General features: G+C 59.7%; 21 protein-coding genes and 3 tRNA genes. 1 reads left to right on the plus strand and 23 read right to left on the minus strand.

The window, feature by feature from the left end:
* Window positions 1-3: 3 nt before the first annotated feature.
* The 10 genes from QDI87_RS05310 to QDI87_RS05355 form a co-directional block, all read right to left on the minus strand.
* The gene (locus QDI87_RS05310) at window positions 4-1,125 is read right to left on the minus strand and encodes an MGDG synthase family glycosyltransferase (RefSeq protein WP_278742456.1); all 1,122 of its coding nucleotides are present in this window, start codon (window positions 1,123-1,125) and stop codon (window positions 4-6) included.
* A complete protein-coding gene (locus QDI87_RS05315; RefSeq protein WP_278742458.1) occupies window positions 1,125-1,892 on the minus strand; it encodes an SDR family NAD(P)-dependent oxidoreductase in 768 nt (255 codons plus the stop codon). The genes QDI87_RS05310 and QDI87_RS05315 overlap by 1 nt, the downstream gene beginning before the upstream one ends.
* A 68-nt stretch (window positions 1,893-1,960) precedes the next feature.
* On the minus strand, window positions 1,961-2,236 hold the full coding sequence (locus tag QDI87_RS05320; RefSeq protein WP_036373864.1) for an HU family DNA-binding protein: 276 nt from the start codon (window positions 2,234-2,236) through the stop codon (window positions 1,961-1,963).
* A 150-nt stretch (window positions 2,237-2,386) separates the two neighbouring features.
* Entirely contained in the window at window positions 2,387-3,064 is a 678-nt protein-coding gene (locus tag QDI87_RS05325) for an SAM-dependent methyltransferase (protein ID WP_278742460.1), read from the minus strand.
* Complete coding sequence (gene mfd, locus QDI87_RS05330) at window positions 3,061-6,432, minus strand: transcription-repair coupling factor (RefSeq protein WP_278742462.1); 3,372 nt, start codon at window positions 6,430-6,432, stop codon at window positions 3,061-3,063. Before mfd ends, QDI87_RS05325 begins: the two co-directional genes overlap by 4 nt.
* A gap of 97 nt (window positions 6,433-6,529) precedes the next feature.
* Window positions 6,530-8,134: a CTP synthase gene (locus QDI87_RS05335; RefSeq protein WP_278742465.1), complete on the minus strand. Its 1,605-nt coding sequence runs from the start codon at window positions 8,132-8,134 to the stop codon at window positions 6,530-6,532.
* A gap of 78 nt (window positions 8,135-8,212) precedes the next feature.
* Complete coding sequence (gene rpoE, locus QDI87_RS05340; protein ID WP_036373872.1) at window positions 8,213-8,545, minus strand: DNA-directed RNA polymerase subunit delta; 333 nt, start codon at window positions 8,543-8,545, stop codon at window positions 8,213-8,215.
* A 40-nt stretch (window positions 8,546-8,585) separates the two neighbouring features.
* Complete coding sequence (gene argS / locus QDI87_RS05345) at window positions 8,586-10,241, minus strand: arginine--tRNA ligase (protein ID WP_278742467.1); 1,656 nt, start codon at window positions 10,239-10,241, stop codon at window positions 8,586-8,588.
* 68 nt (window positions 10,242-10,309) lie between these two features.
* Window positions 10,310-10,765 (minus strand): DUF1934 domain-containing protein, encoded by a 456-nt coding sequence (locus tag QDI87_RS05350; protein ID WP_278742468.1) that lies wholly within the window; start codon window positions 10,763-10,765, stop codon window positions 10,310-10,312.
* A 120-nt stretch (window positions 10,766-10,885) separates the two neighbouring features.
* The gene (locus QDI87_RS05355) at window positions 10,886-12,262 is read right to left on the minus strand and encodes an NAD(P)/FAD-dependent oxidoreductase (protein WP_278742469.1); all 1,377 of its coding nucleotides are present in this window, start codon (window positions 12,260-12,262) and stop codon (window positions 10,886-10,888) included.
* A 315-nt stretch (window positions 12,263-12,577) separates the two neighbouring features.
* Here QDI87_RS05355 and putP point away from each other — a divergent pair, with 315 nt between their 5' ends.
* Complete coding sequence (gene putP, locus QDI87_RS05360; RefSeq protein WP_036373885.1) at window positions 12,578-14,056, plus strand: sodium/proline symporter PutP; 1,479 nt, start codon at window positions 12,578-12,580, stop codon at window positions 14,054-14,056.
* A gap of 74 nt (window positions 14,057-14,130) precedes the next feature.
* On the opposite strand, the gene QDI87_RS05365 is transcribed toward putP, so the two are convergent.
* The 13 genes from QDI87_RS05365 to QDI87_RS05425 form a co-directional block, all read right to left on the minus strand.
* Window positions 14,131-15,417 (minus strand): ArsB/NhaD family transporter, encoded by a 1,287-nt coding sequence (locus tag QDI87_RS05365; protein WP_278742472.1) that lies wholly within the window; start codon window positions 15,415-15,417, stop codon window positions 14,131-14,133.
* Window positions 15,418-15,450: 33 nt separating this feature from the next.
* On the minus strand, window positions 15,451-15,750 hold the full coding sequence (locus tag QDI87_RS05370) for a hypothetical protein (protein WP_036373891.1): 300 nt from the start codon (window positions 15,748-15,750) through the stop codon (window positions 15,451-15,453).
* A gap of 26 nt (window positions 15,751-15,776) precedes the next feature.
* A complete protein-coding gene (locus tag QDI87_RS05375) occupies window positions 15,777-17,450 on the minus strand; it encodes a glutamine--tRNA ligase/YqeY domain fusion protein (RefSeq protein WP_036373894.1) in 1,674 nt (557 codons plus the stop codon).
* Between the two features lie 104 nt (window positions 17,451-17,554).
* Window positions 17,555-18,352: an HD domain-containing protein gene (locus tag QDI87_RS05380; RefSeq protein ID WP_036373897.1), complete on the minus strand. Its 798-nt coding sequence runs from the start codon at window positions 18,350-18,352 to the stop codon at window positions 17,555-17,557.
* Window positions 18,353-18,469: 117 nt separating this feature from the next.
* The gene (locus tag QDI87_RS05385; RefSeq protein WP_036373900.1) at window positions 18,470-19,009 is read right to left on the minus strand and encodes a transcription repressor NadR; all 540 of its coding nucleotides are present in this window, start codon (window positions 19,007-19,009) and stop codon (window positions 18,470-18,472) included.
* Window positions 19,010-19,069: 60 nt separating this feature from the next.
* Window positions 19,070-19,145, minus strand: a tRNA-Val gene (locus tag QDI87_RS05390).
* 3 nt (window positions 19,146-19,148) lie between these two features.
* Window positions 19,149-19,223 (minus strand) — tRNA-Glu (locus QDI87_RS05395).
* A gap of 2 nt (window positions 19,224-19,225) precedes the next feature.
* Window positions 19,226-19,301: transfer RNA gene (locus QDI87_RS05400), tRNA-Asn, on the minus strand.
* A gap of 143 nt (window positions 19,302-19,444) precedes the next feature.
* Entirely contained in the window at window positions 19,445-20,764 is a 1,320-nt protein-coding gene (locus QDI87_RS05405; protein WP_036373903.1) for an S-layer homology domain-containing protein, read from the minus strand.
* A gap of 265 nt (window positions 20,765-21,029) precedes the next feature.
* The gene (locus QDI87_RS05410; RefSeq protein WP_036373911.1) at window positions 21,030-21,533 is read right to left on the minus strand and encodes a DUF523 domain-containing protein; all 504 of its coding nucleotides are present in this window, start codon (window positions 21,531-21,533) and stop codon (window positions 21,030-21,032) included.
* Window positions 21,534-21,572: 39 nt separating this feature from the next.
* Window positions 21,573-22,163 carry a 3'-5' exonuclease gene (locus QDI87_RS05415; protein ID WP_036373913.1) on the minus strand — a complete coding sequence of 197 codons (591 nt, stop codon included), beginning with the start codon at window positions 22,161-22,163 and terminating at the stop codon, window positions 21,573-21,575.
* A complete protein-coding gene (gene gltA, locus QDI87_RS05420) occupies window positions 22,160-23,563 on the minus strand; it encodes an NADPH-dependent glutamate synthase (protein ID WP_036373915.1) in 1,404 nt (467 codons plus the stop codon). Before gltA ends, QDI87_RS05415 begins: the two co-directional genes overlap by 4 nt.
* Complete coding sequence (locus QDI87_RS05425; protein WP_036373917.1) at window positions 23,563-24,408, minus strand: sulfide/dihydroorotate dehydrogenase-like FAD/NAD-binding protein; 846 nt, start codon at window positions 24,406-24,408, stop codon at window positions 23,563-23,565. Before QDI87_RS05425 ends, gltA begins: the two co-directional genes overlap by 1 nt.
* Between the last annotated feature and the right edge of the window lie 3 nt (window positions 24,409-24,411).

Below are 24,411 nucleotides of genomic sequence, written 5' to 3' on the forward strand. Positions count from 1 at the left end.
AAATCAACTCCTTCTCAACAGCAAATCCTTCAGATCTTCGGCAATGGACGGCGCGGCATCGGGGCGCGCACAAGAAACGGCGGCCCGGCTCATCGCAGCGAGTGAATCGCCGTCCAGGAGTTTCCGGACAGACCGCGCGAGGTCCTCGCGCGGATGGAGCCAGACAGCCGCCCCGTGCTGCGTCGCATAGATGGCGTTCTCCGTCTCAGGCCCCGGGATGGGATCGTGCAGCAGCATCGGCAGGCCGAGCACGAACGCCTCGCTGATGGTCAGCGCCCCAGGCTTCGTGATCAAGAGGTCAGCCGCCCGCATGAGGAAGTGTACCTGATCCGTGTAACCCCAGACGAGCACCTGATGATGCGAGGCGTCCGCCATGTCCTGCACGCGCTCCATCAGGCGTTGATTGCGCCCGGCCACGACGAGGATGGTCAGGCGCGCTTCGATCTCCTCGAGGTCGCGCAGGTTCGACTCGATGCCGCCGAGGCCGAGGCCGCCGCCCATCAAGAGGACGGCTGGCTGCCCCTCCGGTATAGCCAGCGCGCGCCGCACAGTGGCTTTGTCCTTCATCTCCTGCAGGACACTCGCGACAGGGATGCCGGGCACCTCGAGCGTGTTGACGGCAAAGCCATGGCTGATCATGCCCATGCGCATCTCCTCCGTCGCCATGTAGTAGCGGTCGACGGCCGGATAGAGCCAGATCTGGTGCAGGGAGTAGTCCGTCATGACTGTCGCGAGCCGGTATGATTCCCGCTGACGGCGGCGCAGGAGAGAGGCCGCGCCCTCGGGAAACGGGTGCGTGCAGAGCACGAGATCCGGCTCGTAGCGGCGCACGAGTCGCTTCATGACCGGCATCATGACCCAGGCAAAGGCGTTCTGGACGAGCGTGCCGCCCGAGGAACCGCCCGAGAGCTTATAGAAAACGTCGTAGAGGTTCGGCACGAAGGCCAGCATCGCCAGGTAGAATTTCTTCATGAACCAGTGGATGCGCGAGATGCGGCGCGCCATGAAGTCGACCGTCGTGATCTCGGCATCGGGCAGCAGGCGGCGCAGTTCCGTCTCGATGGCCTCGGCCGCCTTGATGTGCCCCGAACCAATCGAGGCCGTGAGTATCAGTATCTTATGCATCAGGCAGTCAGGCCTCCGTCAATCCCGTAGATGGCGCCCGTCACGAAAGACGCGCGCGCCGAGGCGAGGAAGACGATGAGTGAAGCCGCTTCCTGCGCCGTGCCGATGCGGCCGAGCGGATAGACAGCAGCCATCTCCCTGAGGTTCGCTTCACGCCTTTCCCCCGTACCGAGCTGCGCCTCTGTCAGAGGCGTCATGATGTCGCCTGGTGCGATGGCATTGACGCGCACGCCGAAGGCGGCCACCTCGAGTGCGAGCGCGCGCGTGAAGAGCACGACAGCGCCTTTGCTCGCGCAGTAAGCCGTACAGAAGTAGTTGCCGTGGACACCTGCGTCAGACGACACGTTGACGACAGCGCCGCGCGCGGCCTTGAGCGCAGGCAGAGCGGCCTTCGTCATGTGGAAGACGCCCTTGACATTGCAGGCGAGGATATCGTCGAGTTCCTCTTCCCCGAGGTCCTCAAGCGCCCCTTCCCGATAGATGCCCGCCGAATTGACGAGCACATCGAGGCGGCCAAAGCGCGCCACCGTCCCTTTGACCACGCGGCCGCAGTCCTCGACGCTCTTCACATCCCCCTGCAGGAAGCAGATTCGCTCTGCCCCGGCCTCCTGCGCGAGGCGTGCCGCTGCCTCACGGCCGCGCTCCTCGGAGCGCCCCATCAGGCAGACACTGGCACCTTCCTGCAGGAATTCACGCGCCGCTTCCAGTCCGATGCCGGAAGTGCCGCCCGTGAGCAGGACAACCTTTGACGATAAACCGAGATCCAAGCCTATCCCTCCAATACAAGAAGAAGCCGGGCTCCCGAAGGAACCCAGCCTCTCGTACACAAGCCAGATTATGCGTTAACTGCATCTTTCAGGGCCTTGCCAGCCTTGAACACCGGATTCTTCGAAGCCGGGATCTGGATCGTCTCGTTCGTGCGCGGGTTGCGGCCTGCGCGAGCAGAACGCTCCTTGACTTCAAACGTACCGAAGCCAATCACCTGTACTTTATCGCCCTCAACCATAGCCTGCTGGATGCTATCGAAGATAGCGACCACAGCCTTCTCTGCGTCTTTCTTCGTCAGACCTGCTTTTTCAGCAACGCTAGCTATCAATTCAGCTTTATTCACGATTGTAGCCTCCTTAAATAATGGTTTTGCTTATGTGACAGATATTCGCGGCCTGCCGCGAATATCCTGCCTGCTTATCAAAATTTAGCAGAAAACCCTTGAAAAATCAAGGGTTTTCGGAAAAATAACCGCGAACAGGCGCGTTTCGGCTCATTGTGCTGGCACAAAGAGACTCGTCAGATGGTCGACATCCTTCTGGCGGTCGAGCTCGTAGAGCGGAATCTTCCGGATGGATTCGTCGGGCAGGGCGAGATTGTGGATGTAGGTGACCTCGTACTCGTCGGGATAGAACTCCATGAGCATGAGCTTCGTGTCCGAGGCGATGATGGAATCGTAGACCTGCGTGATGACGAGCGACTGGGCCGGGCGCTCCTTGAGCGTGCTGACATCCTCTGCATCGAGTATCGTCAGGCCCTCGATGGGGTCGATGCCGAGGCGCGTGTACATGACCTCGACGAAGCTCATGCCGGGCAGGATGTCGACGGCGGTATCCGTCTCCTTCGCGAGTTCGCGCAGCAGCACGACGGTGCGCTCGGCGACGAGCGGGCTGCCGGGCACGGCGTAGACGAGGTCGCCCTGCTCAGTTGCGCGCCGCAGCAGATCTTCAGCGATATGACGGTAGAGCGTCTCAAAATCCGGCGCTTCTTCGTAGAAGCCGTCGTATGACGAGAACGTCAGGCCGCGCTTCTCGATCTCTGCGACGGTCGGATGGATGCGCGTGCGCAGTACGAGATGCTCTGCCGCCTGCATAGTCTGCCAGGATTCCAATGTAATGAGGCCGAAGCGGCCCGGGCCAAGTCCGACTACGGTGATCTTTGGCTGTTTCATTCTGTCTCTCTTTCCTTTCCCTTCTGACTCTTCTTGATGGCGCCGGCCTTTTCCCTGGCCTTTGCCTCGAGCGCCTCATCGTCACCGGCAGCGATCATGAGCACGCGCGTGACGAAATTCGTGATGTTCTTCTTGTATCGGTCACTGAGCGCAAAGCGCAGCCCGTTCTTTTCAGGCAGGCTCCGCATGCGCTTGCCAAAGAGGTTGGCAAGTGCGAGCATCCCCTTGGCCGGCATGCGTTTTTCTGGCAGGAAGTAGATGTCAAGCGCCAGCGGCATCTCCTTGATGGCACGGATGCCGAGGTCGCGCGCGTAGTTCTTGATGCGCGCGACCTCCAAGAGGTGCATGACCGGCTTCGTCGGGTCGCCGAAGCGGTCGATGAGCTCATCGAGCAGGCTCCGTAGCTCCTCATTGCTGCGGATGGCCGCGATGCGCTGGTAGATCTCGATCTTGTGCATGGCGTCTGTGATGAAGCCGCCATCGATGTAGGCTTCCGTCTGCAGGTCGATGACAGGCTCCGGCGGTGCTTCCTCAGGCGCCTTGCCGCTCTGCAATCGCTCTACGGCCTCTTCGAGGAGCTTGCAGTACATCTCGAAGCCGACGCTGGCAATGTGACCGTGCTGCTGGGCACCGAGCAGATTGCCCGCGCCGCGTATCTCGAGGTCGCGCATGGCGATCTTGAAGCCCGCGCCGAGCTCGGCGAACTCCTTCATGGCTTGCAGGCGCTTCTCGGCCGTCTCCGTCAGGATCTTGTCCGCCTGATAGACAAAGTACGCAAAGGCCATGTGATGCGAGCGGCCGACGCGCCCTCGCATCTGATAGAGCTGCGACAGGCCGAAGTGGTCGGCGTTGTAGACGATGATCGTGTTGGCATTGGCGACGTCGAGGCCGTTCTCGACGATGCTCGTCGCGAGCAGGATGTCGTAATCGCCCTCGTAGAAGTCCATCATGACGTGCTCGAGCAGTTCCTCGGGCATCTGGCCATGTGCCGTCTGGATCCGCGCCTCGGGCACGAGCGATTCGATGTGGTCGCGCATGCGGTCGATGGTGTCAACGCGATTGTAGATGAAGTAGACCTGCCCGCCGCGCCTCATCTCACGCTTGATGGCGTTCGCGAGGATCGTGTCGTTGTTCTCGACAACGTACGTCTGCACGGGGAAGCGCTCGGCCGGCGGCGTCTCGATGATGCTCATATCGCGCGCGCCGACGAGCGACATGTGGAGCGTGCGCGGTATCGGCGTTGCCGAGAGCGTCAGGACGTCGATGCCGGCGGCGAGCTTGCGGATCTTGTCCTTCTGCTTAACGCCGAAGCGCTGTTCCTCGTCGACGATCAAGAGACCAAGGTCCTTCCACTTGACCTTGTTCTGGTTGAGGATGGCATGCGTGCCGATGAGGATGTCCACCCGGCCGAGGCGCACCTTCTCGATGGTCTCCTTCTGCTGCTTCGCCGTGCGGAAGCGGCAGATGACATCGATGACCGGCGCAAAGCCGTTGAAGCGCGTCGTAAACGTCTGGTAATGCTGCTGCGCGAGGACGGTCGTCGGCACGAGCACGGCCACCTGCTTGCCGTCCATGGCCGCCTTGTAAGCCGCACGTATGGCGACTTCCGTCTTGCCGAAGCCGACGTCGCCGCAGAGCAAGCGGTCCATGGGCTTCTCTTTCTCCATGTCCGCCTTGATTTCCGCGATGGCGCGCAACTGGTCTTCCGTCTCCTCGTAGGGGAATGCGTCCTCGAACTCGCGCTGGCTCACATCGTCCGGCGGGAAGGCATGGCCTTTGGCCTCCTTGCGCTTCGCGTAGATCTCGATGAGCTTCTGCGCGATGTCCTCGACCGACTTCTTGGCGCGCGCCTTGGCCTTGACCCACTCCGTGCCGCCCATGCGGTGCAGGCGCGGCACATCGCCCTCCGAGCCGATGTACTTCTGCAAGAGGCCGACCTGGTCCGTCGGCACGAAGAGCTTGTCGTCGCCCGCGTACTGGATGTGCAGGTAGTCCTTGTGGATGCCGCCGACATCGAGCGTCTCGACGCCGAGGTACTTGCCGATACCGTGGCTCTCGTGCACGACGTAGTCGCCCGGCTTGATGTCGCGAAAATGCGAGATCTTCTCGCCGTAGTCGCTGTGCTTGCGGACAGCCGTGTGGCGCTTGTGGCGGCCGAAGATGTCCTTCTCCGTCACGACGACGAGGCGCGCGGACGCCATCTCGAAGCCCGTGAGCAGGGCCCCGCGGCGGATGTTGATGGCATTGTCATGGAGAGGCTCTGCTGCGCCCTCGATGAGAGACGGGATGCGGCGGTGCGCGAAGAACTCACGCAGGCTGTTCGCCTTCTCCCTATCGCCGAGCAGCACGAGCACGCGCTGCTTCTGCGCGAGCCAGCGATTGGCCTCGTTCTCCAAGAGGTCCATCTGGCGACGGAACGGCGTCATCGTCGTTGCCGTCACGCCGATCGTCTCAACGGGCACAGCGCCCGGCACCTGCTGCAAGAGGAGTGCCAGGTAGACGACGCGGTTGGCGCGCGCGGCTTCCAAGAGTTCCTCCCAGCTGAAGATCTTGCCCTTGATGTCCGGGTTCTCGCGCACCATCGTGCGGATCGTGTCGCGGACGCGCGTCGGCTCATCGAAGAAGACAGTCCCCTTCCCCTCGAGGTACGAGAGGAAGAGTTCTGGCCGGCCCGAATCGTCCGTCTGTGCCAGCGGCATGATGGTCGCCGCGCCGATGTTCTTGGTCGAGCGCTTCGAGTCGAGGTCGAATTCACGCAGCGAGTCGATCTCGTCGTCGAAGTACTCGACGCGCACCGGCTCAGCCGCATTGATGGCAAAGATGTCGACGATGCCGCCGCGCACGCTGAACTGTCCGACGCGCTCGACCTCCTCCGCGTGCTCGTAGCCAAGGTCGACGAGGCGCTCCAAGAGGTCCTCGCGCGGCAGGACGTCGCCCATGCGCAGCGAGAGCGAGAGCCGCATGAATTCATTGCGGCCCATGCCCTTCTGCACGGCTGCTTCCGTGCGCGCGAGCACGATGACATGCTCGCCGCGCACGAGGCGGCCAAGCACCTCCATGCGCCTGGCGGCCCGCTCCTGGCTCTTGGCCGCCGCCTTGACGTCAAACGTATCGACCTCCGGCAGTTCGACGATGGTGACCTTCGGGAGCAGCAGCCTGAGGTCCTCCTTCCAATCGGAGAGCGTCTCCGACGAGTGGCAGATGATGGCCATCATCTGCGGCATTGAAGCGTAGCAGGCAGCGACAGCGGCGTGCTTCTGTGAGCCGCCGAGCCCGTAGATCAGGGCTTCGCGCGGCTCGCCCTGCGTGTTCTCCCGCAGGCGCTGCAGGGCTCCGTCCTGCAGCATCGCGGTAAATAATGCATTCATACAATCATCCTTCATGTCATTCGGTGCATCATGCCATTCCATGCGATTCACGTCAAAAAGACCCGGCAATGCGGGTCTTCTCTATCGTCATGCTGTTTTACTGAGCAAGAGCGGCCTTGAGGAAGTCGCGGAACAGCGGATGCGGGTTGTTCGGGCGCGACTTGAGCTCCGGATGTGCCTGCGTGGCGACGAACCACGGATGATCCTTGACCTCGATCATCTCGACGAGGCTGTCATCCGGCAGAGTGCCGGCGATGACCAGTCCCTTCTCCTGCAGGGCGCCGCGGAATTCATTGTTGAACTCGAAACGATGGCGATGACGCTCATGGATGAGGTTCGTGCCGTACGCTTCCTTTGCATGCGTGCCATTGGCGAGCGTGCAGGGATACGAACCGAGGCGCATCGTGCCGCCCTTCTTCTCGATGCCCTGCTGCGATTCCATCAGCGAGATGACAGGATGCGTCGTCTCCGGATCGAACTCTGTCGAATGCGCATCCTCCATGCCGCAGACATGGCGGGCAAACTCGATGACGGCGCACTGCATGCCGAGGCAGAGGCCAAGGAACGGGATCTTGTGCTCGCGCGCGTACTGGATGGCCTTAATCTTGCCCTCGACGCCGCGGCTGCCGAAGCCGCCCGGCACGAGGATGCCCTTGCAGCCCACGAAGACTTCATCGAGGTCCATATCCGGATTCTCTTCGATTTCCTCTGCGTTGACCCAGTTGATCTTGACCTGCGCATCATTGGCAATGCCGCCGTGATGCAGGGCCTCCGTCACGGAGATGTAGGCGTCCGGCAGCTCGACATACTTGCCGACGACGGCGATCTTGACGCGCTTCTGCGGGTGGTTGATCTTATAGACCATCTTCTCCCACTCGCTCATGTCAGCCGGACCGTAGTCCATGTTGAGCTTCTTGAGCGCGATCTTGTCGAGACCTTCCTTCTGCATCATCAACGGAACTTCGTAGATTGTCGACGCGGTACGGTTCTCGATGACAGCTTCCGGCTGCACGTCGCAGAACATGGCAATCTTGTCCTTCATCTCCTTGGAGATCGTCTTCTCCGTGCGGCAGACGAGGATGTCCGGCTGGATGCCGATGGCGCGCAGCTCCTTGACGCTGTGCTGCGTCGGCTTCGTCTTGAGCTCGCCAGCTGCCGAGATGTACGGCAGGAGCGTGACATGGATGTAGAGCGTATCGTTCGGGCCGACTTCCTTCTTGACCTGGCGGATGGCCTCGAGGAACGGTTGGCTCTCGATATCGCCGACCGTGCCGCCGATCTCCGTGATGACGACATCAGCGCCGTCAGCCTTTGCCACGTCGTAGACCTTCTGCTTGATCTCGTTCGTGATGTGCGGGATGACCTGCACCGTCGAGCCGAGGTACTCGCCCTTGCGCTCCTTGTTGAGGACCGACCAGTAGACCTTGCCCGTCGTGATGTTGGAGTTCTTCGTCAGGTTGATGTCAATGAAGCGCTCGTAGTGGCCGAGATCGAGGTCCGTCTCCGCACCATCATCCGTGACAAAGACCTCGCCGTGCTGGTAAGGACTCATCGTGCCCGGATCGATGTTGATATACGGATCGAATTTCTGGATCGTGACCTTGATTCCCCGGCTCTTGAGGAGACGGCCGAGCGATGCGGCCGTGATGCCCTTGCCCAGAGAAGAAACAACGCCACCGGTAACGAAAATATACTTTGCCATGGAACTGCCTCCTGCTTGTTCTTTGAAACACATGTTGACTATTCTACCCCGAATCGCATGGGGATGTCAATCCATCGATTATTCCTGGATGCTCTCGAGTTTCTTCTTGCGGTTGCTGCTGGCCTTGGCTGCGGCCTTGCTCGAGCCAGACGTCGAGCGGCTGGAATGGGAGCGCTTGACCTCTGGCGGATTCCATTCCGTCAGCCCCCACTGGCCTTCGCCTTCATAGTGGAAGCGGCTGTCCATGTTGATGAGCGTGTAGACTTCCGAGATGGCAGCCGACAGCGACTGCACCGGCTTGTGCGTCTTCTCGATAACGTCGAGGACGAGATCCTTGTAGTACATTTTCTCCCCCGACTGCGTCAAGATGTAGTACGCTACATCAACTTCCGAGCTTTTCAGAAAATCCATTTCTATATCTCCCTTCGCAAAATGCGTAATCAATCCAAACTCACATGTGTTCCGGTGCCGATACGCCGAGGATGCCGAGGCTGTGGCGGATGACATGCGCTGTGACCGTGACGAGCGCGAGGCGTGCCTCCGCGAGGTCGTGGTCGACGCCCATAATGCGGCACTTGTTGTAGAAGCTGTGGAACAGCGCCGCAAGGTCGTAGCTGTAGCGCGCGATGCGCTGCGGCGCGTAGTCGTCAGCAGCCTTCTTGACCTCTTCCGGGTACTCCTCGATCTTCTTGATCAGGGCGACTTCACTCTCATCCGTCAAGAGGTCGAGCTTCGGTGCCTTGCCGAGCACAAGCTTTGTCTCCTGCGCCTGGCGGAAGATGCTGCAGATGCGGGCGTGCGCATACTGGATGTAGTAGACCGGGTTGTCGTTCGACTTCTTCTTGGCGAGGTCGAGGTCAAAGTCGAGCTGGCTGTCGAGCGAGCGCATGAGGAAGAAATAGCGTGCGGCGTCTGTGCCGACTTCTTCCATGAGCTCATTCAAGGTGACGCTCTGGCCCGTGCGCTTGCTCATCTTGACGAGCTCGCCGCCGCGGTAGAGGCTGACCATCTGCAAGAGCAGCACGGTGAGCTTCTCCGGATTGTGGCCGAGCGCCTGCATGGCAGCCTTGACGCGGCAGACGTAGCCGTGATGATCGGCGCCCCAGATGTTGATGAGGCGGTCAAAGCCGCGCTCGTACTTGTTGTGGTGATAGGCGATATCGGCCGCGAGATACGTCGGCACGCCGTTGTCGCGGATGACGACGCGATCCTTGTCGTCGCCGTACGCCGTCGATTTGAGCCAGAGGGCACCGTCCTTCTCGTAGATATCGCCCTTCTCCTTGAGAATCTCGACAACCTTGCGCACCGCATCCGGGTGGAGCGTGCGCTCGCTGAACCACTTGTCGAACGTCACGTGGAAGCGCTCGAGGTCCTCCTTGAGGATGGCCAGCTTCTCGTGGTAGGCGAGGTCCTTGAAGATATCGAGGCGATCTTCCTCACTGAGCGCGAGGTACTTGTCGCCGTCGCGGTCGATGATGCGCTGCGCCGTGTCGATGATGTCCTGGCCGTGGTAGCCGTCCTCCGGGAACGTGACCTCCTGGCCGAGCAGCTCGAGGTAGCGCGCATTGACGGAGCGCGCGAGGTTGTTCATCTGGTTGCCGGCATCGTTGATGTAGTACTCGCTCTCGACCGGATAACCAGCTGCGCGCAGCAGGTTCACGAGAGCCGAGCCGGCAGCTGCGCCACGGCCATGGCCGACGTGCAGCAGGCCTGTCGGATTGGCGCTGACGTACTCGACCTGGATCTTCGGATGATCGAGCTTCGGCAGGTTGCCGAAAGACTCCCCGGCCTCCAGGATCTTCTGGAAGGAATCGTAGAGCACATTGCCCTTGAGGTAGAAGTTCAGGAAACCCGGCCCTGCGATCTGCGTGTGATCGAGCCAGTCTCCCTTGATGCGCTTGGCGAGTTCTTCGGCAATCTGGCGCGGATTCCGATGGAAGACGCGGGCCGACTGCATGGCGAAGTTTGTCGCAAAGTCGCCGAACTCTTTCGTTGGCGGCACCTCCAGGACGATCTGAGGCAGCTGGCCTTCCGGCAGAGCGCCTTCCTGGATGGCATCTTTAGCGGCCTGTTCAATGGCCCCTGTCAATATGTCTTTGATTTCCAAAAGTGTTCCTCCTATTCCTGCGCGCACATCCGGCACGCCAACAGTCCGGCCAAAGGTCCCCGAGAAGCTCAGAGGCCATGGTCTTCTTCGATCTCGATATGCAGGCGGTTCTGGCTCTGGAAGGCTCCGTTGACCCAGAGACCGTAACGGATGTCGATGCGCCCCGCCACTTCGCCGTAATCGACGGACAGCGCCTCCGTGCGGACGGAGAGGTCGATGTTGCCGTACGGCGTGCGGTAGATGCTCGTATGCTCGCGCCCCTTCTCGAAGCGCTGCTCCTGTTCAAGAGCGCCCTTGCGCAAGAGCGTCATCGTACCGCCGCCGATCTTGAGGACGGTCGAGACTCTCGAGCCTTCCGAACCGTCTTTGCCGTCTTGCACAGCATCATCTTCATAGATCACGTAGTGCTTGCCGCGATGGAAATAATGATGGCCCTTCGCAATGGTGCGGACGCTGTCCTTCTGCCCCTGCGCATCCTGCCAGGAGCCCCTGACCTTCACGATGACCGGTTTCTTCTCACTCATCCGCCTGCCCCTTTCTATACATTGTATATCATTATAGACCAAACCGTCGAGCCTTGCCAACTAAAAATTTTATGCCAGGAGGCGCCTGCAGAGCGCCTTCCTGGCATATCCCATCTTGCGTCACATGCGCGCGAGAATCTGGCGCGCCACGTAGACACCGCTGGCGCCGGCCTGCGAGAGGCCACGCGTGACGCCGGCGCCGTCGCCCGTCGCGAAGACATTGCGCAGCTTCGTCTCGAGCTGGTTTGTCAGGACGACGCGGGCGCTGTAGAACTTGACCTCGACGCCGTAGAGCAGCGTGTCATCGTTCGTCATGCCCGGCGCCACGTAGTTGAGCGCCTGGATCATCTCGATGATGTTGTCGAGGTGACGCTTCGGCAGCACGAGCGAGAGATCGCCCGGCGTCGCCGCGAGCGTCGGCTTCGTGAAACTCTTGCTCAGTCGGTGCGCATTCGTGCGGCGGCCCTTGATGAGATCGCCGTAGCGCTGCACGATGATGCCGCCGCCGAGCATGTTTGAGAACGACGCGATGCGCTTGCCGTACTGATGCGGCGCCTTGAAGGGCTCCGTGAAGTGATTCGAGACGAGCAGCGCGAAGTTCGTATTATGGCTCTGGAGCTTTGGATCACTGTACGAATGACCGTTGACCGTCACGATGCCGTCCGTGTTCTCCATGACGACGTGGCCATGCGGGTTCATGCAGAACGTGCGCACAAAGTCGCCGTACTGCTTCGTACGGTAGAGCAGCTTTGCCTCGTAGACCTGGCTCGTGATATCGTTCCATACCTCATCCGGCACCTCGACGCGCACGCCGACGTCGACGCGATTGTTCTCCTGCTCGATGCCGAGACGGTTGCACTCATTGGAGAACCACTCCGCTCCAGCGCGGCCCGGCGCGATGACGAGGAAGTCCGCCTCGATTTTCTCGCCATTTGCGAGCTCGAGCATATTGTCGCCCTGGCCGTCCGACTCGATGTGGGCGACGGGACACTCAAAGCGGAACTCCACCTTCTCCTTCAGGTACTCGTACGTCTGCTCGAGCATGCGCAGATTGTTCTCTGTCCCGAGATGGCGCACGCTGGCGCTCAGGAGATGCAGGTCGTGCTGCAGGGCCAGGCGGCCGATGTCGGAGTTCTTCGTCGAGAAGACCTGCGATGGTGCGCCGTGCTTCATGTTGATCTTGTCGACGTAGTCGATGAGCTCCATGACCTCCTCGTCCGGCAGATACTCGTTGAGCCAGCCGCCGAACTTCGTCGTGAAGTTGTACTTGCCATCCGAGAACGCACCGGCACCGCCGAAGCCGCGCATGATGCTGCACGGCTTGCAGCCGATGCAGCTCTTGACCTTGCCCGCCGAGATCGGGCAGACGCGGTGGTAGATGTCCTTGCCGCTCTCGAAGACGATGACGTGGAGTCCCGGCTTCTTCTCCACCAGTTCATAAGCTGCCATGACGCCGGCGGGGCCGCCGCCGACAATCGCCACATCGTATTTCTTCATGGAAATGCCCCCCATATGGATTCATCCGATATCTCAACTCATTCAACAAAATCTGTGCACAGCAAAAGAGCGCAGTTGACCTTGGCCCCGCCTTGCGCACGTCCGGGCCACCACCTGCGTTCAAACCTTATGTATTATACGGGATATACCATGCGATTGCAAGCATTTTTATCGATTTTCGCAAAAAAAACGCACACAATGTCTTATTTTTATACCTTCTATACAAATAAGTATTGCAATACCCTGCCGTCTTCCCATATAATTGAACTATTCTTGTAAACTTAATTCCGCGAAAAAGGAAATGGGGGATTCATTTTGACTCATGATCTTGCCATCATCAACACGTTTGTGCTCTACATCGGTTTCATGATGGCCATCGGCGTGTATTACTACCGCCGCACACGCAACATGAGTGACTACTTCCTCGGCAACCGCAAGCTCGGTGCCTGGGTCACGTCACTCTCCGCCGAAGCCTCAGATATGAGCGGCTGGATGCTCATGGGTGTGCCGGGCTACGCTTATCTCGCCGGCCTCAACGCCGGCTGGATTGCCATCGGCATCGCCATCGGCACCTGGGCCAACTGGCACTTCGTCGCCGCGCGCCTGCGCAAGTACACGGAGCTCGCCAACAACTCCCTGACGCTGCCGGAGTTCCTGCAGAACCGCTTCCACGACAAGAGCGGCCTGCTGCGCATCGTGCCGGCCATCTTCATCCTGATCTTCTTCGTCATCTACACCTCGTCGGGCTTCGTCTCGGCGGGCCGCCTCTTCGAGACGGTCTTCGGCATCCCCTATGAGTACGCCATCTTCATCGGTGCCGGCTCCGTCGTCTTCTACACGCTCGTCGGCGGCTTCCTCGCCGTCTCGCGCACGGACTTCATCCAGGGCGTCATGATGTTCTTCGCCATCCTCGTCGTGCCGATCTGCGCTGCGATGCAGTGCGGCGGCTTCGAGTCGACCGTCACGGCCATCCAGCACGTGCAGAGCACGATGCTCGAGCCGCTGACGAAGCCGGACGGCTCCACGATGAACGCCATCGAGCTCATCTCGCTGCTCGCCTGGGGCATCGGCTACTTTGGCCAGCCGCACATCCTCGTGCGCTTCATGGCCATCCGTACCTCGAAGGAAGTCAAGCAGGCCACGCACATCGCCATGACCTGGGTCATCCTCTCGCTCGCTGCGGCTGTCGCCGTCGGCATGGTCGGTCGCGTCTACCTGACGACGCCGCTCGAGGGAACGGCATCTGAGACGGTCTTCCTCGTCATGACAAACGAGCTCTTCCCGCCAATCGCCACGGGCCTCATCCTCTCGGCCGTCCTCGCGGCCATCATGAGCACGGCCTCTTCGCAGCTCCTCGTCGCGGCCTCTGCCTTCGCACAGGACTTCTACCGCACGCTGCTGCGCAAGGACGCCGAGCAGAAGGAGCTCGTCTGGATCTCTCGCGCGAGCGTCCTCGTCATCGCGAGCCTCGCGATTTTCCTCGGGCTCAACCCGAACAACTTCATCCTCGACATGGTGTCCTACGCCTGGGCCGGCTTCGGCGCCGCCTTCGGGCCGGCTCTCCTGATGAGCCTCTTCTGGCGCCACACGACAAAGTACGGCGTGCTCGTCGGCATCATCGTCGGCGGTGTCACCGTCCTCGTCTGGAAGCAGTACGCACTCTTCGGTCTCTACGAGATCGTGCCGGGCTTCCTGTTCTCCACGATCGCCATCTGGGCCGTCAGCTGGCTTGACCGTGTGCCGGAAGCCTCGATCCTCGAGACGTTCGACAAGGTCGGCAAGAGCAAGATCTAATCCATCACACCAATGCAAAGAATCCCCATCATCCACAGAGGATGATGGGGATTTTGTGTATAACTCAGCAAAGATCAGAGCAGATAGCGGATCCAGACGTAGACGCTCGAGATCGCGATCGTCATGATCATGATTGGGAAGGCGATCTTCATGAAGCCCAGGAAGGAGATCTGCTTGCCGCGCTGTGCCGCCATCGAAGCGACGACGACATTTGCGCTCGCACCGATCAGCGTGCCGTTGCCGCCGAGGCAGGCACCGAGGGCCAGCGACCACCACATCGGGTCGAGGTTCGAGAGCCCCATCTGACCCATATCCTGGATCAGCGGGATCAGCGTCGCAACGAACGGGATGTTGTCGATGAAGGCCGAGGCAAAGGCGCTCATCCAGAGAATCAGCATAGCCGTCGCATTGACACTGCCATTCGTCAGCTTGATGGCCTCAGCGGCGAGCACCTTGATGACGCCCGTCTCGACGAGAGCGCCGACGAGGACGAAGAGGCCAGCGAAGAAGAAGATGGCCGTCCACTCAATCTTCGAGAGAACCTTCGTGATCATGCCCTCATTGCGCGTGTAAGTGATGAGGAGCAGGAGGCCGGCGCCTGAAAGCGCAGCCGTTGCCGTCTGCAAGCCGAGATAGCCGTGCACGACGAAGAGACCGATGGTCAGCGCGATGACGAAGAGACATTTCTTCAACAGCTTCGGATTGGCGATCTGGCTCTTGGCATTGAGGCGCATGACCTTCTCCTGGAGATCCGGCTGCGTGTGGAGCTCCTTGCCATAGATCGCGATGAGCACGAGTTCTACGAGGATGAAGATCAGGACCGCGATGCCCGAGAGGTTCGCAAGGAAGTCCACGAAGTTCAGGCCGACAGCGCTGCCGATCATGATGTTCGGCGGGTCGCCGATCAGCGTCGCCGTGCCGCCGATATTCGAAGACAGGATCTGCGAGATCAGGTACGGCTTGACGTCAACCTTGAGCTGCGCCGTGATGCTGAACGTGATTGGCACGGTCAGAAGGACCGTCGTGACGTTGTCGAGGAATGCCGAGCAGACCATCGTCAGCGCTGAGAGCGCGACGAGCAGAGCAATCGGGCGCGCCTTGACCTTCTTGGCCGACCAGATGGCCAGGAAGTTGAAGAGTCCCGTCTCGCTCGTGATGTTGACGATGATCATCATGCCCATGAGTAGGCCCAGTGTGTTGAAATCAATGTGACGGATGGCCGTCTCCTGATCGAGCACACCAAACAGGATCATGAGCATGGCGCCGACGATGCCGACAATCGTGCGATGAACCTTTTCCGAAATGATCAACGCGTAAGCAGCCACGAAGATGACGACGGCTGCTGTCGTTGTGCTAACCAATAGAATCCACTTCTTTCCCTAAAAAACTTCCCTTTATTTCTTATACTTCGGGATCAGCACGATTTTCTCCCCATCGCGCTTGATCTGGAAGGTATAATTCTTGACATCCTCGCGGTAGAGCTCCATCTTGAGCTGCAAGAGCGCCCGGGCAAGTTCCTCCGTGAGCTGCGGCGTGAAGCCGGCGCGCAGGAAGTCGGCAGGTGCTTCCACCGACTCCTTCGCCTTCTTCTCCGCTTTCTTCTCGGCCGCGCGGAAGCGGTCTTCTATCGATGTATCTTCTACATAATCTTTGAACATGTCCTTGTCGGACAGATTCTTGGGTATCTTTGACATGTGTTCACCTTCTGCAGAATACAGGATTACTTGTTGACTTTTGCCCAGCTGTCGCGCAGGCCGACGACGCGGTTGAACACGAGGTGGTCAGGCGTCGTATCCGGGTCGACGACGAAGTAGCCGACGCGCAGGAACTGGTAGTGCGTGCCAGCAGCCGTGAGCTTCACGGACGGCTCGATCCACGCATTGTCGATGACTTCGAGCGAATCCTTGTTGAGCGCCGCGATGAAGTCCTTCGGTACATTGCCGTTCTCATCCGTCTCGATGAGATAGTCATAGAGGCGCACTTCTGCCGGAAGGGCCGTCTTCTCGGCCACCCAGTGGATCGTGCCCTTGACCTTGCGGCCGGCCGTCTTGCCGCCCGTCTTGGAGTCAAGGTCTGCCGTGCAGTGGAGCTCGACGACATTGCCCTCTGCGTCCTTGACGACTTCCTCGCACTTGATGATGTAGGCGTGCTTGAGGCGTACCTCTCCACCCGGCTTGAGGCGGAAGTACTTCTTGGGCGGCTCTTCCATGAAGTCCTCCTGCTCGATGTAGAGCGTGCGGGAAAACGGCACGAAACGATGGCCACCATGAACCGGATTGTTGTCGGCAAGCAGCCACTCTTCCTTGTCCTCCGGATAATTCGTGATGACGACTTTCAGCGGGTGGAGCACCGCCATGACGCGGTCTGCATTCTCATTGAGGTCCGCACGCACTTCGTGCTCGAGCATGGAGACATCGACGATGCTGTCGGCCTTTGCCACACCGATCTCCTTGCAGAAGTTGCGGATGGCGGCCGGCGTGTAGCCGCGGCGGCGCAGACCAGAGATGGTCGGCATGCGCGGGTCATCCCAACCGCGCACATAGCCCTCTTCGACGAGCTGGCGGAGCTTCCTCTTGCTCGTCACCGTGTTCGTGAGATTGAGGCGCGCGAACTCGATCTGGCGCGGACGCGTGTTCGGATCAAAGTCCAGGGAGTCGAGCAGCCAGTCGTAGAACGGGCGGTGCTCCTCAAATTCCAGCGTGCAGACGGAGTGCGTGATGCCCTCGATGGCATCGGAAAGCGGATGGGCAAAGTCGTACATCGGGTAGATGCACCACTTGTCTCCCGTACGGTGATGCTTGACGTGTGCGATGCGGTAGATGACCGTGTCGCGCATGACGAGGTTCGGCGACGCCATGTCGATCTTCGCGCGCAGCACTTTCGTGCCGTCGGCAAATTCGCCCGCCTTCATGCGCGCGAAGAGGTCGAGATTCTCCTCGACGCTGCGGTTGCGGTACGGGCTCTCCTTGCCCGGCTCCGTCAGCGTGCCGCGGTACGCCTTGATCTCCTCAGCAGAGAGGTCATCGACGTAGGCGAGCCCCTTCTTGATCAGCGTGACCGCGAAGTCGTAGAGCTTATCGAAGTAGTCCGACGCATAGAACTTGCGGTTGCCCCAGCTGAAGCCGAGCCAGCGGATGTCCTCCTGGATGGAGTCGACGTACTCCGTATCCTCCTTCGTCGGATTCGTGTCATCGAAGCGCAGGTTGCAGAGACCGTGGTTGTACTCTGCCAGGCCGAAGTTCAGGCAGATCGACTTCGCATGGCCGATGTGCAGGTAGCCATTCGGCTCCGGCGGGAAGCGCGTGTGGATGCCCTCCGTGTACTTGCCGTTCTTGAGGTCTTCTTCGATCATGTTCTGAATGAAATTCGGCGTCATCGTGATCTTTTCTGCCATCTGGATCCTCTCCTTATCTCTATCCTTCTCTGCTGAACTCTGCCGAAAAGGAATCTACTACTACCGGTTATCTATGCATGCCTGCTGTGCCATCCTCTATGATATCAGCACTTCACTTCGTCCATCTGCGAACACCGCTTCTCCACATAGGCGCGCAGGCGCGCGATGCCCTCCGCCATGCCCGGCTGGTCCGGCAGGTAGTGGATGATGCGGTCGATGTAGCCGCGCTTGACAATCTCGCGGAGCGTCCAGCTGAAGTTGATGTCATAGACCCAGAGCAGGCGCACGAGCTTGCGATCACCATGCGTGCGCAGCTTGCGGTAATCCGCCTGCCGCCCTTCTTTGAACGCCTCGATGAAATCGGGACTGACGAGCTGACTCGCATCCGAGGCGATGAACTTCGGCGCCTTGTCCGCGCCCTCAGGGCCCAAGAACGGCGAGAGCACGCGGTAGATGTCGAGCTTGTCGGCATCGCGCAGGAGCTTCGCGAAGAGCAGTGCCTTCTCGCTCGGCGCAGGGCCGATCTCCTTCTTGTTGTGGCGGCCGATGGCAAAGCGCACGAGCGCTTCGTCTCCAGGCGCGAGTTTCTTCATGAAATCGAGCTCCGACAAGACCTTGAGGCCGAGGTCGGCATGGTCTTCCGACTCGGCATCGTTGAACGTCTTGTAGAGGCTGTACTGGCGGAAGCGCCCGACATCGTGGAAGAGGCCCATGATCTCAGCAAGCTGGGCATCGTGCTCCGAAAGCTGCAGGTGCTTCGCAAGCTGCACCGCAATCGAGGTCACATATCCCGTGTGAAGCTCCTTGATGCGGATGCCCTGCATGACCTCCTCATCATCGGTATGGAAGGACTTCATGTAGGCATCCATCCAGCTGTGCATTTCCTTGAGCAGTTCCTTCACACCACTCATCTCCTTTATCTCAGGGATTCCCATAAAAATCCCGATAGAATCAATGTTTCTATTATACTACACATCTATCCAGCGTTGCAATTGTTCATCCAAGGATTACAGACCGTATCAGTTCTCTCCTTCATGGTCCGATTCATCGACGAGGATGCCCAGGTCCCTGAGGTCATGCTCGATGGCCTTGAGTGCATCCTCATCGGGCACGCGTATCGTGTGCATGTGGATGCCGCCCGTCACGACGAGCAGGGGATTGGCCTGGCACTTCTGCATCTTCGTCAAGAAACGCCGGACATCGCGGCGGCTCTCGACGAAGAGATCGCCTCGTATCGCGCCGTAGACGGGATGCTCGACGATGACATCGAGCACCGCGCCGCCGTTGTCGACGACGGCCTGCAGCTCTTTCTCCATATCAGCCGCATTGTGGCGGCAGACGATTGTCGCCTTGATATCGTGGTCTTTCGCATCCTCTGGCATGATGTAGCCGCGCGGCGTCGCGAAGATCTGCGCGCCCTCTGCGCGCAAGATGCTGATATCGCCGACGATGATCTGGCGGCTGACGCCGAGTGTGCGCGCGAGCTTCGTGCCCGTCAATGGCTGGCTGGCTTCCCGCAGGCGCTTCATCAACGCTTCGCGCCGTTTCTCCGTGTTCATGATACACCCCCTGCTTTGCTTAACAAAAAAAGCTGCCTTGCGGCAGCTATGTTTCTAAGATGGTGGGCGATAACAGGATCGAACTGCTGACATCTTGCTTGTAAGGCAAGCGCTCTCCCAGCTGAGCTAATCGCCCGAATGGTGACGCCAATGGGATTCGAACCCATGAACCCGCCGTGAAAGGGCGGTGTCTTAACCGCTTGACGATGGCGCCATTGGCTCCTCGAGCAGGATTCGAACCTGCGACAGCCTGATTAACAGTCAGGTGCTCTACCGGCTGAGCTATCGAGGAATGAGGAATAATCGGATACTCACGTATCGACTTGTATTATTATACTGGATGATCTGATAGAATGCAAGCATTTTTTATGCGGTTTCCCACAAAAAAAGACAGCCCGCTAGGAGCTGTCTCTTTATCGTCACAGGAAGCCTGTATCAGAAGAATACATCGACACGGCCGAAGAGCTTCTCGGCATCTTTGTCAGCTGCGATGTCCTTGCCGTTGAAGTACTTGGCGAAGAGCTGTACGTTCTTGAACAGCGTGTAGCCCGTGCCGACCTCCCAGCCCTTCTGGCCGCCATCGACACCATCGCCGTACGTCGACCACGGAGCTGCGTACTGGCCGAGGTTGCGGTAAGCGAGGTACATGCCCCAGCTGCCCTTGTTCTGCTGCTGTGCGCCCTTGTAGTCGTACTCGAAGCTGTAGGCATCGTCGTAGTTGTCAGCCTTCGTGTTCTTCGCGTACTCTGCCTTGAAGAAGCTGTTGTGGTCGAAGCGGTAGCCAGCGTTTGCAAACCAGATGTTGGCCTTGTACTCCTTATCGTTGTCATTCGTGTACGGCTTTACGAGTTTATCCGTGTCGAGCGTTGCACCATCCATATGCTCATAGCCCGTGTTGCCGTAGAACTTGTCCTTGGCGTAGCCGAGGTTGATGGCCTGGAAGTTAACCGTATCATCGTCATCTTTAAAGATGTTATCTTTCCACTGTCCTTTGATATCGCGCCCCATATCAATGAACTGCGTCGCATCAAGGCGGCCAGCTTCAAGCGTGACCTTGAGGTCATTGCCAAACGTCACAGCAGCGCCGGAGTACGGGTCATCCGTCGTGGAGAGCAGGTTGATGGCATTCGGCAGCTTGCCGAGTTTGACATTAAAGTTGTCATAGTGACCTTCAGCCCAGACACGTTTGAGCTCAACCTTACCATCATAGAGGCCACCCTTATCGGAATCAAGCTTGGTATCTGCATCAAGGCGAGCATGAACATCCCAGTTCTTGTTGACCTCAGCTTTTGGCTCGAGACGGAACGTAAGATCGTTGTCATTCAGTTTGCGCTCTTTGTCTGTCGTACCTGCATCGTGGCGCGTGCTCGTATACGTGTACTCGACGAGGCCGTTCCACTTGACCTTGTCGGCATTGCGCTCGAGATTTGCCACGCGGACGCCGAGGTTGTTCAGCTCATCGGAAAACTCAGCGGCGAGCTTGTCGATCAAAGCCTTGTCGGCAGCGGAGACATCGCTCTTGGCCATGGCCTTCGCGACCATCTGAGCCATCTCGTAGCGCGTGATGTTCTGGTTGCCGCGGAACGTCGTGTCGCCGTAACCTTCGATGATGCCGTCAGCTGCGAGCTGCGATACTGCATCGTATGCCCAGTGGTCTGCCGGGACATCCGAGAACGGATTGGCAGCTGCGAACGTCGTGCTTGCAGCGCCGACAACGAGTGCCGTAGTGAGTGCGGATACCAGAGTCTTCTTCATATTGAACTCCCCCTAAAAGTGATTGTTTCGCATCGCTCTTTTATGAGTGTCCATGTTTCCTCATATTCCCCCGCGATGCCTTCTTCTTGTTTCATATTGAAACTGTTTTTAGCATAACATGTGGCAACGGTTTCTGCAAGCGTTTACATTTATTTTCTTTATAAAATCATATTTTCTAACAATCAAACAAATCAAAAAGCGCCATCTGACCTGCCAATAAGCAGGCCAGATGGCGCTGATCCGTGACCCTAGCGGTCATCGACAGTCAATCCCGGATGGAATCGCGTCGGATGTCTTCTTCAATCAATTGCTGCAGCCGCGCCTCGGTCATGTCGAACTCCGAGTAGACGGTCAGCCCGTGCTGGCGCAGCAGCTCTGTCGCCACACCGGCGCCGCGTATCTTCCGGCCTGAGAAACTGCCATCGTAGATGCGATGGACGCCACAGGACGGGCTGCCATCCTTGAGGATGGCCACCTCTGCGCGATACGCCTCGGCAATCCGCAGGATCTTCTGGGCGCCGAGCAGCAGGGAGGAAGTCAGGTCACGGCCCGTCGCGTCGACAGCCCGCGCCCTGCCCTCAAGGAGCTTGCGCCCCGTGCCGTACTGGATCTCCATTGGCGGACGCGGCACGGGCAGCATCGCAAAGCACTCCGGACAGACTGCGACAAAGCGTCCACGCGCACTACAGGCCTGCAGCAGCGCGTCATCGTTGCTGCCGCCGTTGTACTTGACCTTGTGCCCTAAAAGGCATGCACTGACAAGGATCATCGAACTCCCTCCTCTATCCTCCAGTATATCGACACACCGTCAGCCAAAGAGCCCGCCATGAACTGCCTGAGGCGCCTGGAACGGCACAATGCGCACGCCGAGATGGAGCGCGAGCGCCTCCATGCTCGTATCCGCAAGCTCACGCCCCGCGCAGATGGGGATAGCCGCACAGGCCTTGGCATCCTCGAGGGCGTCGTGGTGGCGGAAGTGCAGGTTGAGGTATGCGCCGACCGTGCCGAGCTTGTGGTTGGCCAAGTTTGGCCAGGCCCGGCGCGCAATCGCGACGGTATCGCAGTACGAGAACACCGGAGCCTGCAGACCGTGATGCGTGAGGCAGGCGCGCAGGACGCCCATGTCAAACTTCGCGTTGTGCGCGACGACGAGCTGCCCTGCAAGATGCGCCTCGAGTTCCGGCCAGATGCCGGCAAAATCGGCGGCATCTGCCGTATCGGCCTCTGACAGCCCGTGAATCTGCGTGTTGAAGTAGCTGTACCGGTTCTGGGGCGGTTGGATCAAGGTGTAGTATGAATCCACCATCACGCCCGCGCGGATGGTCACGACAGCCACACTGCAGGCAGAATCCCGCGCACCCGTGGCCGTCTCAAAGTCTATTGCCGTGAAGTCCATCATTTTCTCTTGCTCTTGAGGTATTCGTCGATGGCGGCAGCAGCCTTGCGGCCGGCACCCATCGCGAGGATGACCGTCGCTGCGCCCGTGACGATGTCGCCGCCGGCAAAGACGCCTTCCTTCGACGTCGCGCACGTCTCTTCGTCGGCCTCGATGTTGCCGCGCTTCGTCGTCTTGAGCCCAGGTGTCGTGTGTGCGATGATCGGGTTCGGTCCCGTGCCGATGGCGATGATGACCGTATCCATCTCCATGTCAAACTCCGAGCCCTCGATGGGGATCGGGCGGCGTCGGCCCGAAGCGTCGGGCTCACCGAGTTCCATGCGGATGCAGCGCAGGCCCTTGACCCAGCCGTTCTCATCGCCGAGCACTTCGACAGGGTTCGTCAGCAGCTGGAAGTCGATGCCCTCTTCCTTGGCGTGCTCAACTTCTTCCGCGCGCGCCGGAATCTCCGCCTCACTGCGGCGGTAGATGATGGAGACCTTCTCCGCGCCGAGGCGCAGCGCCGTGCGGGCAGCATCCATCGCGACATTGCCGCCGCCGACGACGGCAACATGGCGGCCAACCTGGATCGGCGTCGCGTATTCCGGGAACTTGTAGGCCTTCATGAGATTGCAGCGCGTGAGGAATTCATTGGCCGAGTAGACGCCGTTGAAGCTCTCGCCCGGAATGCCCTGGAAGCGCGGCAGGCCGGCGCCCGTGCCGATGAAGACGGCGTCAAAGCCCTCTTCCTGCATGAGCTCATCGACCGTGTAGAGGCGGCCGGCTACCGAGTCAAGCTCGATCTTGACGCCGAGCTTCTCGATGTTCTCGATCTCCTTCTTGACGACCGTATCCTTCGGCAGGCGGAACTCAGGGATACCGTACGACAGCACGCCGCCCGCCTTGTGCAGGGCCTCGAAGATCGTCACATCGTAGCCTTTCTTTGCAAGGTCGCCGGCGCACGAGAGGCCGGACGGGCCGGCACCGATGACGGCGACTTTCTGCGCATCGGCTGCGCGCTCGACTGGCTTGACCTCTTTATCGGCAGCGAGCTCGCGGTCAGCCACGAAGCGTTCAAGGCGGCCGATGGCGACGGACTCCCCGCGCTTCGCGAGGATGCAGTGCTTCTCGCACTGATTTTCCTGTGGGCAGACGCGGCCGCAGATGGCCGGCAGGGCATTCGACTCCTTGATCGTCGCGATGGCGCCGTCGAAGTCGCGCTCCTTGATCTTGCCGATGAAGGTCGGGATGTCGATGGAGACAGGGCAGCCCTTGCGGCACTGTGGTACCTTGCAGTGCAGGCAGCGCTCTGCCTCGGCCACTGCCGTCTCCTCGTCGTAGCCGAGAGCGACTTCCTCAAAGTTATGGGCACGAACTTCCGGGTCCTGTACCGGCATCTTGTGTTTCTCGAGAATCAGTGCCATTATTTATCTCCTCCCAGTCCGATGTGACAGACGTGATCTTTCTCGACCGCTTCTTTGTCGCGATACATGCGCTGGCGGCTCATGAGCCCCTTGAAGTCGACAAGATGGCCGTCGAATTCCGGGCCGTCGACGCAGGCGAACTTCGTCTCCTCGCCGACCGTCACGCGGCAGCCGCCGCACATGCCCGTGCCGTCGACCATGATCGGATTGAGCGAGACGACCGTGTGGATGCCGAGGTCGCGTGTCGCATCGGCGACGCTCTTCATCATGATGACCGGGCCGATAGCCGTGATCTGCGCAATCTTCTCGCCGCGGTCGACGAGCGCCTGCACGGCGTTCGTGACGAACCCCTTGATGCCGTACGAGCCGTCATCTGTCGTCACGAGGACCTCGTCCGTCACGGCCTTCATCTCATCCTCCATGATCAGGATGTCCTTCGTCTTCGCGCCCATGATCGCGATGACCTTGTTGCCGGCTTCCTTCATCGCGCGCGCGATCGGATATGTCGGCGCGACGCCGATGCCGCCGCCGACGACGACCATCGTGCCGTCGAGCTTTGCGATTTCCGACGGACGGCCGAGCGGCCCGACGAAATCGAGGATGGTGTCACCCGCCTCGAGGGCGGCGAGCTCCATCGTCGAGGCGCCGATGGCCTGGAACACGATGAGGATCTTGCCCGTCTCACGGTCATAATCCGCAATCGTCAAGGGGATGCGCTCACCTTCCTCATTGACGCGCAGGACGATGAACTGCCCTGCCTGTGCTTTCTTCGCCACGCGCGGTGCTTCGATGTCCATCGCATAGACATTCGGCGACCATTCCTCTTTTCTCAAGATCTTGAACATAAC

Origin of the sequence: Mitsuokella jalaludinii, from assembly GCF_928722185.1 — a bacterium.
GTDB classification, from domain to species: Bacteria; Bacillota; Negativicutes; order Selenomonadales; family Selenomonadaceae; genus Mitsuokella; species Mitsuokella jalaludinii.